Annotated in this window: 13 protein-coding genes and 1 tRNA gene; 6 read left to right on the top strand and 8 right to left on the bottom strand. The window is 46.3% G+C overall.

The features are described from left to right. Window positions 1-2 precede the first annotated feature (2 nt). Window positions 3-665, bottom strand: a complete 663-nt coding sequence (locus JWG88_RS00240) for a Crp/Fnr family transcriptional regulator (RefSeq protein ID WP_205231673.1) — start codon at window positions 663-665, stop codon at window positions 3-5. Between the two features lie 236 nt (window positions 666-901). Here JWG88_RS00240 and dinB point away from each other — a divergent pair, with 236 nt between their 5' ends. From dinB to JWG88_RS00215, 5 genes are all read left to right on the top strand, one after another. Continuing rightward, window positions 902-2,041 (top strand): DNA polymerase IV, encoded by a 1,140-nt coding sequence (dinB, locus tag JWG88_RS00235; protein ID WP_240194202.1) that lies wholly within the window; start codon window positions 902-904, stop codon window positions 2,039-2,041. A gap of 122 nt (window positions 2,042-2,163) precedes the next feature. Beyond that, window positions 2,164-4,011: a signal peptide peptidase SppA gene (gene sppA / locus JWG88_RS00230; protein WP_205231672.1), complete on the top strand. Its 1,848-nt coding sequence runs from the start codon at window positions 2,164-2,166 to the stop codon at window positions 4,009-4,011. 33 nt (window positions 4,012-4,044) lie between these two features. Further along, window positions 4,045-5,109 carry a FecCD family ABC transporter permease gene (locus JWG88_RS00225; RefSeq protein WP_205231671.1) on the top strand — a complete coding sequence of 355 codons (1,065 nt, stop codon included), beginning with the start codon at window positions 4,045-4,047 and terminating at the stop codon, window positions 5,107-5,109. A gap of 1 nt (window position 5,110) precedes the next feature. Beyond that, window positions 5,111-5,914, top strand: coding sequence for an ABC transporter ATP-binding protein (locus JWG88_RS00220; protein ID WP_205231670.1), 804 nt, complete (start codon window positions 5,111-5,113; stop codon window positions 5,912-5,914). A gap of 320 nt (window positions 5,915-6,234) precedes the next feature. After that, on the top strand, window positions 6,235-6,474 hold the full coding sequence (locus JWG88_RS00215) for a hypothetical protein (RefSeq protein ID WP_205231669.1): 240 nt from the start codon (window positions 6,235-6,237) through the stop codon (window positions 6,472-6,474). 87 nt (window positions 6,475-6,561) lie between these two features. Here the strand turns inward: JWG88_RS00215 and JWG88_RS00210 are convergent. After that, a tRNA-Thr gene (locus JWG88_RS00210) sits at window positions 6,562-6,637 on the bottom strand. Between the two features lie 548 nt (window positions 6,638-7,185). Here JWG88_RS00210 and JWG88_RS00205 point away from each other — a divergent pair. After that, window positions 7,186-7,902: a septal ring lytic transglycosylase RlpA family protein gene (locus tag JWG88_RS00205; protein ID WP_205231668.1), complete on the top strand. Its 717-nt coding sequence runs from the start codon at window positions 7,186-7,188 to the stop codon at window positions 7,900-7,902. Here JWG88_RS00205 and JWG88_RS00200 read toward each other — a convergent pair. The 6 genes from JWG88_RS00200 to rpsT all read right to left on the bottom strand — a co-directional run bounded on the left by JWG88_RS00200 (window position 7,886) and on the right by rpsT (window position 13,218). After that, the gene (locus tag JWG88_RS00200; protein WP_205231667.1) at window positions 7,886-8,560 is read right to left on the bottom strand and encodes a phosphoribosylanthranilate isomerase; all 675 of its coding nucleotides are present in this window, start codon (window positions 8,558-8,560) and stop codon (window positions 7,886-7,888) included. The two genes, JWG88_RS00205 and JWG88_RS00200, sit on opposite strands and share 17 nt — an antisense overlap. A 9-nt stretch (window positions 8,561-8,569) precedes the next feature. Beyond that, complete coding sequence (gene trpC, locus JWG88_RS00195) at window positions 8,570-9,355, bottom strand: indole-3-glycerol phosphate synthase TrpC (protein WP_205231666.1); 786 nt, start codon at window positions 9,353-9,355, stop codon at window positions 8,570-8,572. A 124-nt stretch (window positions 9,356-9,479) separates the two neighbouring features. Continuing rightward, a complete protein-coding gene (gene trpD / locus JWG88_RS00190) occupies window positions 9,480-10,526 on the bottom strand; it encodes an anthranilate phosphoribosyltransferase (protein WP_205231665.1) in 1,047 nt (348 codons plus the stop codon). Window positions 10,527-10,564: 38 nt separating this feature from the next. Continuing rightward, window positions 10,565-11,185 carry an anthranilate synthase component II gene (locus tag JWG88_RS00185; protein WP_205231664.1) on the bottom strand — a complete coding sequence of 207 codons (621 nt, stop codon included), beginning with the start codon at window positions 11,183-11,185 and terminating at the stop codon, window positions 10,565-10,567. Window positions 11,186-11,189: 4 nt separating this feature from the next. Next, on the bottom strand, window positions 11,190-12,695 hold the full coding sequence (gene trpE, locus JWG88_RS00180; RefSeq protein WP_205231663.1) for an anthranilate synthase component I: 1,506 nt from the start codon (window positions 12,693-12,695) through the stop codon (window positions 11,190-11,192). Window positions 12,696-12,945: 250 nt separating this feature from the next. After that, complete coding sequence (gene rpsT / locus JWG88_RS00175) at window positions 12,946-13,218, bottom strand: 30S ribosomal protein S20 (RefSeq protein ID WP_205231662.1); 273 nt, start codon at window positions 13,216-13,218, stop codon at window positions 12,946-12,948. Between the last annotated feature and the right edge of the window lie 310 nt (window positions 13,219-13,528).

Raw genomic sequence — 13,528 nt, 5'->3', positions numbered from 1 at the left:
AATCAGCGAAAGGCCAGAGCTTCCGCATCCTTGATCGTTATGCGGCGGCCTTCAACCTCAATCAGCCCCTCTTCGCTCATCTTGGCAAAGATCCTGGAAAGCGTCTCGGGAATGGTCCCCAAAAGACTGGCAAGCTGGCCTTTGGAAATTTCCAGTTCAACAACCTGGCGCCCACCCTGCTCTTCCTGTAAATACAAAAGATATCCCGCCAAACGGGCCGGAACTTCTTTCAGCGACAGGTTCTCGATCTGGCTGGTAAATTGCCTCAAACGCATGGAAAGAACGGCCAGCATACTCACGGCAATCGATGGATTTCGATTGACCAGTTCGAAAAATTTATCTCTTGGGAAAAAGAGTACTTTGCTTTTCACCAGACACTCAGCGGAAGCAGGAAAAGGATGCCCGTGAAAAACAGGTACTTCGCCAATGGGCTCACCGGGGCCGAAAATATGAAGAATATGTTCTTTTCCCGCGGGTGACATCTTGTAAATCTTTATCTTCCCGGAAGCTATCAGATAAAATCCGTTGCCTTCATCCCCTTCGAAAAATATATTTTCTCCCTTACCGAAGGATTTCTCATAGCTGATATCCACGATATCAGCAAGTTGCCGGTCCTGCAGACCACTGAACAAAGTGCTCTCCCTGATAATTTCTCTCTTCTTCATGACTAAAGCCTTTTCTTCTCTATTTCGTTAGCAAGGATGAACGACATTTTGTATTATGCAATTAGATAATATTTCGCTCTCACAGTGTGTCGTATTAAGCTGCATATGTTTATGGGATGTCATAGCATAATCCATGGATTTTTCCATCTATTAAAATACATGCGTGTATTTGTAAAGACCTGGTAATCACCGTCATCGTTTTGGATCTGAACATCAGATAACTCCGGCGATATTTTATGGATGCCGCAACTCACGTTATGAATCCGCTGCGTAAAATCATACATATTGACATGGACGCCTTTTTTGCCTCGGTGGAACAGCTGGATAATCCCAGCCTCAGAGGCAAACCCGTCATAGTCGGTGGCAATCCTCTGAAGCGCGGAGTTGTTGCAGCTTGTTCCTACGAGGCGCGGCAGTTCGGGATTCATTCGGCGATGCCCTCCTCTAAAGCCGTACGACTCTGCCCTCAGGCAATCTTTACTCCCCCGCGAATAAAGCGCTATAAAGAGATCTCCGATGAAGTGATGTCCATTTTCTCCCAGTTTACAGAAATGATAGAACCGTTATCCCTGGATGAAGCTTATCTGGATGTCACCGTCAATAAATTAAAAAACCCATCTGCCACCAGACTTGCTGAAATAATCCGAGGACGGATTTTTAGTGCTACCGGTCTTACAGCATCCGCCGGCGTATCTTATAATAAGTTTCTGGCAAAAATCGCCTCGGATCTTGATAAACCAAACGGCCTTCATGTTATTTTACCTGATGAAGCCGTCTCCTTCCTCGACACCCTGGCGGTGGGAAAATTTCATGGGGTCGGCAAGGTCACAGAAAAGAAAATGGCTAATCTCGGCATCCGGTTCGGTAGAGATCTTCGCCAATTCAGCAAGGCCGATCTCCTTTTGCACTTTGGCAAAAGCGGAGCATTTTTCTTTGACATTGTCAGGGGCAGGGATGATAGAACCGTCACGTCAACCAGAGAGAGAAAATCGATCGGCAGCGAAACCACCCTGGACCAGGATACCTCCGACACCAAAGAAATTTCCGACATTTTATATTATCTTGCCGAAAAACTGGAACAGGCGCTGCTACGCAAAGAATGCTGCGGCACAACCATTACATTAAAGGTAAGATACCACGATTTCATTACAATTACACGATCATCGACCCTCTCTTCACCTGTATTGACCGCACAGGAAATCTTCTCTGAGGTCAACAGATTGAAACAAACAACGGAGATAGGCCGTAAAAAAATCAGATTGCTCGGTATCACCGTCTCCAAACTCTCAGATAGAAACCTGAGAAAGCCTGTACAACTTCTGCTTCCCTTTGAAAAAAAATATCGGGTATTTGAGCACCAAGGATTCCAGAAATAGCGGCCATATGATTTCATGATGGAAACAAAATGATTTCTATTGTTAAATGGTTAAAGTACATTTGATAAATTCCATCGCACATACATTCCTTAACGCAGCCAACATAAAGCCAAAAGACATTTATGAAAGATCTCATCTCATCAGTTTTCACTATACTTAAATATGGTGGCAAGGCCGTAACGATATTCCGGAATATCATCTTCAACATCATATTTTTATTTATTATCGTCGTTGTCGGCCTGGCATTTTTCAGTAAAGAGGATACCTCAATCGGCAGCAACAACGCCTTGCTCCTTACTATATCAGGCAATATCGTCGATGAAAAACAGATAATAGACCCTCTAAGCGAGCTTTTTAATGATCTTTTGGGATTTTCACAATTACCGGAAGAGACTTTACTCCAGGATATACTCGATGCGATCCATGCCGCTGAAGAGGATGAGCGTATCAATTCCATCGTGCTTGACTTGAGCGATATGGGAGTAAGTTCAATAAGCCAGATCCGTGATGTAGGCAAGGCCTTGATCAACTTTAAAACCAGTGGAAAACCGGTCATTGCCGCAGAAGATTTTTATACTCAAGATAAATATCTGCTGGCAAGTTATGCGGACAGGGTCTTTCTCAATCCGATAGGCCTTGTTGATCTCCATGGGCTTGGCGCCTACCAACTCTATTTCAAGGACGCCCTGCAAAAGCTTAAGATCAACTATCACGTATTTCGTGTCGGAACTTACAAGTCGGCGGTGGAACCGATTACCCGAAATTCCATGTCCGATGAGGCCAAAAGGCAAAACTCCGTGTGGCTCAATAATCTGTGGCAGGAGTTCAGGAAAGATATCACCAGTAGAAGAGATATCTCTTATGATACTATCGAGCTCTACACCAACCAGGTATCATCACTCCTGAAACAGTCAGACGGAGATACTGCCCGGCTTGCCTTTCAGGCAAATCTGGTGGATGAGTTAATGACCCGACAGGAACTTCGATCATATCTTGCTGATATTACCGGTCCTTCAGCAGAAAAAGGCTTTAGGCATGTCGCCTTCAAAGAGTATTTAAAAAAGATACCAAGATCATACGGAAATGATGGTTCGACCATTGATTCAGTTGGAATTATAGTTGCTCAGGGCAATATCTTGACAGGCGAACAGCCGCCCGGCACCATCGGCAGCGAATCTCTGGTTAATTTGCTCTATAATGCCCGCAATGATGATTCCATAAAGGCCATTGTTTTGCGAATCAACTCAGGAGGCGGTTCCGTTATAGCTTCCGAGATAATTCGCCATGAACTGCTGGAGCTGAAAAAAAGCGGCAAACCGTATGTGGTTTCCATGGGAGGCATGGCAGCTTCGGGCGGCTACTGGATAGCCGCCGATGCTGATGAGATATGGGCCTATCCTACTACTCTGACCGGTTCGATCGGCATTTTCGGGGCAATCCCGACGTTTGAAGATTCGTTGGCCGGTTTAGGTATATACAGCGACGGCATCGGAACCTCTAAACTGTCCTCCGGTCTGAATCTCACCCAGCCACTTTCTCAAGAACTCCAGGATGCCGTTCAACTCACCATCGAGCATGGCTATCGAAGATTTCTCGAAATTGTCTCCAGCGGCCGCAATATTGAAAGAGACAAACTTGATCTTATTGCCCAGGGACGGGTTTTTGACGGGGCAACAGCAAAAAAGTTGGGCCTTGTCGACAAACTCGGCAGTCTTGATGAGGCAATACGATCTGCTGCCTCACTGGCTAATCTGGAGAAGTACTCAACCCGATATATCAAGGGCCGCCCTTCAATTTCCGAGATTCTGTTGCAGCAGTTGCATGTAAAGATCCTGGCTTTTTTCTCAAACGGGAAAACATCAGCCAGAATCTTTGAGAAGTTGCAGCTATATTCAAAAGCAAGCCGCGACTTATTGCTGTTTAATGATCCTAAAGGGATATATGCTCACTGTATGATCAACTACTATTAAAAACAGCAATAGGAGATTAGCTGCAGCCCTTGTATGTTCTACAGCGCTGGAGACATCAGCAAAGTTTTGATAAAGAAACAGTCTATATATATCAACCTCTTCCTCTTTGTTATCTTGCTATGCGGCATCATCCTGGCGACGGGTATGGGCTACCTGCAGATATCGCCGATGGAAGTGATACAGATCATTTTCAGTCATGTTTTTCTGAAGGACATTCCGGCAGCGATAGATGAGGTTTTTCCCTTCGTCGTTTGGGACGTACGGCTGCCGCGCATTCTTGCCGCTGTTTTAGTTGGTGGAGGGCTGGCCGTTTCAGGTTGTGTGTTTCAGGCTATATTGCTCAATCCCCTGGCCGACCCATATACCCTCGGCATTTCTTCCGGTGCGGCCTTCGGTGCTGCAATTGCCCTGATACTTAATATTTTTGGCCTGGTGCTGCCCTTCTGGTTTTCCGTGCCGTTGTTTGCCTTTTTGGGCGCCATAGCAACACTTTATGCCGTCTTTTATCTTGCCTCCGCAGATAATCGCCTCTCTTCCAACACACTTATTCTTTCAGGGGTCATTATTTCCGCCATCCTTTCAGCAGGCATTGGATTCATTAAATATCTGGCCGATGAGGACGTCAGTATTATAATTTTCTGGCTGATGGGCAGTCTGGTCGGCAAGTCATGGACGGATGTTCTGCTGGTCTCTCTTCTTTTCCTGCCCTCTTTCGGTATCATTATGTTTTTCTCCCGCGATCTCAACATCATGTCGCTTGGCGAAAAAACGTCGGATACCCTGGGCATAGAAACAGCCAATGTTCGCAAAATTCTTCTCGTCAGTGCTTCGCTTATTACCGCGGCATGTGTTTCCATTTCCGGCATCATTGGTTTTGTCGGTCTTATCATCCCTCATCTGCTAAGGCTGATATTGGGTGCCGACAACAGGGTGCTGCTCCCCGCCTGCTTCTTCGCCGGGGCGATGCTCCTCCTTTTCGCCGATACCCTCACCAGGGCGGTATTGCCGTCGGAATTGCCCATAGGCGTAATCACGTCACTTATCGGCGGGCCTTTTTTCTGTTATATCTTTCGTAGAAAGCAGCTCGGGGCGCAATGACATGAAGGACGACCATCTTTTCAAAATCAGCGAGGGGGTTTTCAACTACGGAAAGAATATTTTCTTCGACAACCTCTCCTTCACCCTCGGGCAAGGCCAATTTTACGGGCTTATCGGCCCTAACGGAAGCGGCAAGAGTACTTTGATCGATCTACTCATGGGGACTCGGTCACTGCTCTCCGGAATGATAGAATACAAAACGCAGCCGCTGCAGAGTTACAAAAGAAAAGAACTGGCCAGACATCTGGCTCTTGTGCCGCAGCATATAGCCATTGGCTTTGACTTCACGGTTTACGACATTGTCATGATGGGCAGGCATCCGCATATTCCCAGGTTTTCGTCACCCTCGGAACACGACCTTAGCATGGTTCATTCGGTCCTTAGACTTCTCGATATCGAACATCTCAGGGAACGTCCGGTCACTCATCTGTCAGGTGGGGAAAAACAGCGGGTTATAGTAGCACGGGCTCTGGCGCAAGAGACGACAACAATCATGCTTGATGAAGCAACATCGAATCTTGATATAGAACACACCATAGAAATAATGCGGGTACTGCGGAAAAAAGTGAATGAGTCCGGAACAACCGTGATAGCAGCTGTTCATGATTTGAACCTGGCAGCCGCCTTCTGCGATGAGCTTATCGTTTTGAAGAATGGTACGGTTCACGAAAAGGGGCCGGTAAAGACAGTTCTCACGGCGGATCTCCTGCGTCGTGTTTTTTCAGTCAATGGCACGGTTTTCAAGAATCAACAGTATCCCAGAATCGAGTACGAAATGCGTTCCCCCTCAGCCGCCTCATTATGATAATCTCATAAAAAAAACACCACCAAATTTCCTATCGCAATTCAGGAAAGAGCAACTTCTTTGGGTGACATCCTCTCGTTTTCCCATCATGAGATCATTCCGTGATGAATTTATTGGATTTAATTTATTTTTTTTCAACTCCACATAAATGTTATTCGAACTTGGCATATAACTGTATTTAATACAGATATAGGCAACACATAGGTAATTATACCTAATCTGGCCGAGGTATTCCTACCCATTTACATCCACACAAAACATTGATAGAAATTTATACAGGATGGACAATAAATATAAATCGAGAACATTCAGGTTGAGCTATGACAAAGAAGATAAAAAAAATACATGGTACCGAATCAAACACTTCCCGGCGAAAGAATGTAATCAACCACAATATCCGTTTTATCGTACCGATGCCGGGAAAATCATGTTGGCACGGCTGCTCGTCAACCCAGCTCGCCTTTAAAAAAATTCATACATTCTCGGAATGTGCCGGTGATTTTGCCCTTGAAGATTACCAGGCGCAATTTCTCATGGATAGAGAATATCTAATCGATTAGGTAGATTCTTCTCTTCCATACCCTCGCTTCAATCTTACCGGTAAAATAGAAGGGCTTTCAGTTTACACCGAAAGCCCTTCTTATCTTTGGAGCCACTTAACGGAATCGAACCGTTGACCTACGCTTTACGAGAGCGCCGCTCTACCATCTGAGCTAAAGTGGCTGATTATGCAGATTGAGTAGAAGGGTGTCTTCCCTCCAAAAGTCGAATTATATATCAGGTTATACCACAAAAAACAACTCCTTTGAGTTGAATTTTTAGGATCTAACGGAAACGCGCCATCGCTTTAAATATAAACATCTCTTCGTTAAAAAAAATGATTACCCCCTAATCCTCAACTCGAGGTTGGGACTGTTCTTTTCACTGATCTCTGCAGCCCGGACGGCTACAGCGAAGCCGCCAGGGCGGGTTTATGGCGTTCCGATGAAAAGAGCGGCCCGGCCTGGGCCAGTACATGCTGAATTTTTGGGGTAATCAAAAAAAATGTGGGTATGGATTTGGACAGAGTATGGTATACAACTATTGTGAAAATATTGAATGAACACAGGGATCTTTATTGATACAGATTGTTTTTCTGTTTTTTCACAGGAAAACGAATCAGGTTTTTATCCAGTTCAGCTTGGTTTAGTACCTAACAGATGGTTTTTTTGCAAGGAAACCATCTGTCTAAAGATTCTTATCCAGCTCAGCTGGGTTAGATGTGATGTATAATGGTAATAGCAACTCTCCAACTCTCCGTCTCTTTCTTGCTGGTCCTGCTAACCTGCGGGGATTCTGCCGTTGCAGCTGTATTTAGCTCTCCTACCCAGCGGCCATATGTAATAAATAATATAAAATATTATCCAATCCCATCATCAACCGGGTATGTAGATACAGGGATAGCCTCGTGGTACGGACCCGGTTTCCACGGCCGCCCAACCTCCAACGGGGAACGGTATGATATGAACGGAACGACCGCGGCCCACAAAATCCTCCCCATGAACACCATGGTGTTGGTTAAAAATCTGGAAAATAACAGAGAAACAGTTGTACGGATAAATGACAGAGGTCCTTTCGTACGCGGCAGGATAATCGATCTGAGCTATACGACGGCAAAGCATCTGGGAATACTGCGCAGAGGAACGGCCAGGGTTGAAATTACCGCACTTGCTCCCTCGCATAACGGTAAAATCATCGACCAGCCGAACTTCTACGAAGGTGAATTCTATGTACAGATAGGTTCTTTCAGAGAAAAAGCTAACGCCCTCAGGCTGCAGAAACGATTTACGGATGCCGGACATACGGCAGTCATTCAACGATCTGAAACTGCGGATTCAACCTTTTTTCGAGTGCAGATTTTTACCGGGACTCATCTTCGATCCGCCAAACGCGCGGAAGAAGCCTTACTGGCCAAGGGGTATTCCGGGGCATTCATTGTGGCTCGCTGAGTGTTAAGCGTAAGCGGTCGAAATCAGTCACAGTACCCATGAATCTCTTCAGGGATTGGTGGTTTTTCATGCCTGGAGCATCCTCTACGCCGGAATTAACATCGACCCCGAAGGGGGTGGTGATTTCAAGAGCACTGCGGATATTTTCAGGATTCAAGCCGCCTGCAAGTATATAGGGGTGGCGTATCTGCAGCTTCTTCACAATATTCCAATCAAAGGTCTCCCCGGTTCCACCTTCCTTATCCTCCACATAGGTGTCGAGTACAAATCCCTTTACCGTATCTTTATATGAAGAAAAGTCTGATGGCTTGCTGTGTTTTCCCACACGCATCGCTTTTATAACAGTACAGGACGGCATGGCCGAGGCAAGCCTTTCACAAAAAGAGGGGCTCTCCCCACCATGCAGCTGTACCCCGTTTAGACCAAGGTAATAGACAATCTCTTCAATCTCCTGGAGATTGCCATCTACAAAAACCCCGACCTTGGTGATTAAGGGCGGGACCTGTCGCGTTATCTCCAAGGCCAGTTCGGGAGATATATAGCGTGGACTTTTTTCCGCAAAGATAAAACCAAGGGCATCGACTCCCAAAGCGGCTGCCACTTGCGCATCATCCATTCGAGTGGTACCACACATCTTTATACGGGTACGATAATTCATAATTTTGGGCTAACTCAGGGATCCGTTGCGGAGACTCGCCGGAGTCGCGCCGTCAGTACCGGCACGCATTAGAGATTCACCAATGAGCGCGGCGCAGATGCCATTATCATGAAGCCTGGCGATATCGTCACTGCTTTTCAGCCCGGACTCGCTGACCAGCGGTATGGTTTCCGGGACATATTTTTTGAGACGAAATGTGGTCTCGATATCGACGGAAAAATCATTGAGGTTGCGATTATTCACGCCAATGAGATCACAGTCGATTTTCATAGTTTTCTCAAGCTCAGCTTCGTTGTGTACCTCAACCAGGACGTCCATCTGCAGTTCTTTGGCATGGATATAGTAATCCCGAAGCTGTTTCTCATCGAGTATTGCGGCGATGAGGAGAATGGCGTCCGCTCCGAAGAGAGAGGCTTCCTCTACCTGAATCTCGTCAATAATGAAGTCCTTGCGCAAAACGGGAAGAGAAATTTTTTTCCTGGCCTTGAGCAGATAGAGAAGGCTGCCCTGAAAAAAATCAACATCAGTGAGTACGGATATGGCCTGGGCGCCTTCATTTTCATAGTGAGATACTATCTTCTCAATATCAAAATCGCTGCAGATCAGTCCTTTTGAAGGCGATGCCTTTTTTGCTTCGGCAATAATTGCCACACCGGGAAAGGCCAAAAGTGACTCACGAAAACCACGGGGTGCAGCTATTTCCCTTTCGGCAAATTCGTCAGGGAGATGGACGCCACCCTGCTTCAATCTAGCAACTTCTTCCTTTTTTCTGTCAACAATTATATCAAGAATCATATTTCGGTAGTTGGTGTCTGTCTCACATTGTAATTTCGAAACCTGCACTATCTGTTTCGGGCGCTTGATGAATTAACCGCAGGTAACTGATAGCAGATGCCAGTTACTTATATCCTAAAAGGAGTTATTTTAACCTGCTCAGCCTTAAAGACATTTCTATTAAATCCTGCAGTTTTTTTCCGGCTTTACCGCTGTCGATAATCTCAGCCGCTAGACCGATGCCGGATTTCAGGTCGGTACATCGGCCCGCAGCCATGAGCGCAGCGCCGCTATTGAGCAGCACCATGTCTCTTTTTGGGCCCTTTTCACCGGCCAGAATGGAATTGAGCTGCTCAGCTGATTCATCAGCGGTGGAACCACCCTGTATATCACTGAGGGACGATAATGCCAATCCCACATCAGCGGGTGTAATGGTATAGGTTTCGACCTTTCCGTTTCTATATTCGGATATCCGGGTTCGGCCGGTAATTGTCAATTCATCGAGATTGCCTTCTCCATGAACAACCATAGCCCTTTTGCACCCCAGCCTGCCGAGCACCTTGGCCAGGGGTTCGGTGAGTTCTTCCGCAAATACTCCGAGAACCTGAACATTGGCCCCTGCGGGATTGGTCAATGGCCCCAGGATGTTAAAAATTGTCCGCACTCCAATCTCCTTCCTCGGCCCAATGGCATATTTCATGGCGCCATGCAGTGACGGAGCAAAAAGGAATCCTATTCCAACCTGCTGAATGCAATTACCGATATCCTCAGGGGACAGATTAAGAATAACACCTGCCGCTTCCAGAACATCGGCACTGCCGCATTTACTTGATATCGACCTATTACCGTGTTTGGCAACAGTGATTCCGGCTCCGGCCACTACGAAGGCCGAGGTCGTTGAAACATTGAAGGTGCCGGACCCGTCACCGCCTGTTCCGCAGGTATCGACCACAATTCCTTCCCCGGCAATATCAACTCCGGTTTCTATTCTGGTGGCTTTATCCCGCATCACCCGGACGGCACCGGTGATCTCTTCGACCGTTTCCCCTTTCATACGCAAGGCTGTGATGAAGGAGCCTATTTGAGCCGGAGTCGCCACTCCACTCATTACTTCGTTCATCACTGTAAACATCTGTTTTTCGCTTAGGTCCTTCCCGCAAATAACCTCATTTATGGCAGCTTTGATATCCATTATGTCCTCAGCTCATTGTATTTACGCCCGCCCGCCCATTATTCAAAATTCTGCGCCATTTTCACTATCTGCAGATAATCAAGAGAGGTAAAATTTTCCAGCAACAGTATCCCTGCTCTGGTCATAATTGATTCCGGGTGAAACTGCACACCTTCGATCGGCAGAGATTTGTGGCGCAGGCCCATCAGTTCTCCCCTGTCCGTCCGCGCGGTTACTGTCAGGCAACCGGGAAGTGATTCCTCTTCAACCACCAGTGAGTGATAGCGCATGCCGTCAAAATGATCGGTCAGGCCAGAAAATATGCCCTTTTGGTCATGGTGGATAGGACTTGTTTTCCCGTGCATAATTCTGCCTGCTCTAACGGTAACCCCGCCAAATGCTTCAGCAATGGCTTGATGGCCAAGGCAGATGCCCAGGATAGGAATCTTTCCTGAAAAATACCGGATCGCTTCTACAGAGATGCCGGCATCCGCAGGTTCACCGGGACCAGGGGAGATGATCAGTCTTTCCGGATTTAAGGCTTCAAGCTCCTCTACCTTAATTTTATTATTACGAAAAACCCGAATATCGGCTTTACAGCCTGCCTTCTTGTAACTTCCGGCAATGGTCTGGACTATGTTATATGTAAACGAATCGTAATTATCTATTATAGCGATCATCTGCTCAAAGCCCCTTCTCCGCCAATTCAACCGCCTTTCTCAGGCCCATTGATTTGTTAACGGTTTCTTCAAATTCCCTCTCTGGATCGGAATCCGCGACGATACCTGCCCCTGCCTGAATCCACAAATCTTTTCCCTGCATAACGAAGGTACGTATGGTGATGCAGAAATCCATATTCCCAGAGAAACCGAAATACCCGACCGAACCTGCATAGGCCCCTCGCCTGGTCGGTTCAAGTTCATCAATAATTTCCATGGCGCGGATTTTCGGGGCGCCACTCACAGTTCCGGCAGGAAAACAGGCAGTGAGGACATCAAACTGATCCTTGCCCTCTGCTATGGTTCCATGAACCCCTGATACAATATGCATCACGTGACTGTACCGTTCGATTACCGCGAGATTCCGCACCTCGACACTGCCGGCGGCTGCAACCCTGCCCACATCATTTCTGCCAAGATCAACAAGCATGAGATGTTCAGCCAGTTCCTTGGGATCGGCCAGCAGTTCTTTTTCCAGGGCCTCATCTTCTTCAACGGATTCACCACGTTTCCGGGTACCGGCTATAGGTCGCAGTTCAATAGAGCTGCCATCCTTGCGTACCAGGATTTCGGGCGATGAACCAATCTGGATAAGATCGCCGAGCTTCAGGAAAAAGAGGTAAGGACTTGGATTGATATGGCGCAGAGCCCTGTATATTTGTAGAGGAGATAAATCGGTTTTGGTATGAAAGCGCTGCGAAAGAACCACCTGGAAAATATCTCCGGCGAGAATATATTCACGTGCCGCCTCGACCATCTGATGAAAATTCTGCGGCAACATATTCGAGGTAAACTCATGAACGGCTTTATTTCCGTTGCGGGAATTTAGGGAAAAATATTTTTCGGGAACCGGTCCCTGAATGCGTTCGATAACAGAATCGATTTTTTTAACAGCTCGGTCATATACGATTTCGGTTTTCCCTTCAGCATGGGAATGGGTCCAGCAAACCACGGTTACCGTCTGCTTAAAACTATCATGCACCAGCACAATTCTGGGAACTATAAAGGAACAATCGGGAAGATCAAGCGGTCGGTGCCTGTCCGGCAGTTCCTCCATAAAACGGACCATGTCATATCCGAGAAAACCGACAGCGCCACCGCAGAAACGAGGCAGATCTTCAGATTCAAATGCATTGAAGCCCTCGATAATATCCCTGAGCACCTCCAGGGGATTGACATCCCGGTATTCTTTGCGGAGGCCTTCATCAACATATTCGCTGGATATGCGGTTGCCGTTCGAGGAAAATTTCAGCAGAGGATCAAAGCCGATAAAAGAGTATCTTCCCCATTTCTCACCGCCTTCCATGCTTTCGAAAAGAAAAATATGCTCATGGTCGTCATCGACCTTGGCAAAAATCGTCAGAGGAGTATCGAGATCCGCAACTATTTTTCTATAAACGGGAACAAGATCCGCTGCTGAGGCAATCGCTTTGAATTTCTGATATTCAGGAAAATATGTATTGTAGGGCATCTTAGTATTGAATAGTGATTGTATAATGTTCCATTGATAGACCTCAACATACCACGTTTTTTAAGAATTACCACATTTCCAGGAAAACGATCTCGGCGAATGGCTGCAACATTTTATAAGGGGAAAGGCTTTGCCGATTTAAAGAAAAAAAGGGGATGAAAAACCGTAGTTTTCATCCCCTTTCATAATCATCAGGAAGAACGGAGCAAATCACAGGATGCCCATTCTTCTATTATGCTTGTCTCTGTTGTTATGCGGTTGCTTCCAGCTTATTTACACGCTTAGAGAGTCGAGAGATTTTCCGGGAACCGTTCCGTCTGTGAATTGTTCCTTTAGATGCTGTTTTGGCAATAACCGGGATAGCTGCCTGCAAAGCCACCTTTGCCTCCTCTGCAGAACCTGCTTCAACGGCTTCATTAACTTTCCGTATCGCATTTTTCATTTTGGTTTTATTGATCCGATTTCTCAAACGCCGGATCTGGGATTGGCGGTTCCTTTTCTCTGCAGATTTATGATTGGCCACGAATTAATTCCTCCTCTGAATTACTCTCATATAGTGCATCCGGTTTTTCCGGAAATCTTGTATGTAGAAATACGTTAAAACATAAGACACGCTGTCAATCTTTTCGATAATAGACAGATAACAAAGATAGAAACATATAATGCAGTAATGCTCTTAAGTCAACATCTTTCCTGAGATCATGATGTTTTTTCAAGACGTTTGCTGATCACTGAAATATAATCGAAATTATCGAGAAGAACCCTGCCAAAATTCGCCATACCAGCCGTTGTATCGGAAACCATGATTCGCCGGTTCATCTGGTACGACTAAC

Source organism: Desulfopila inferna, from assembly GCF_016919005.1.
Classification (GTDB): domain Bacteria; phylum Desulfobacterota; class Desulfobulbia; order Desulfobulbales; family Desulfocapsaceae; genus Desulfopila_A; species Desulfopila_A inferna.
This window is presented reverse-complemented; position numbering and strand designations above follow the sequence as displayed.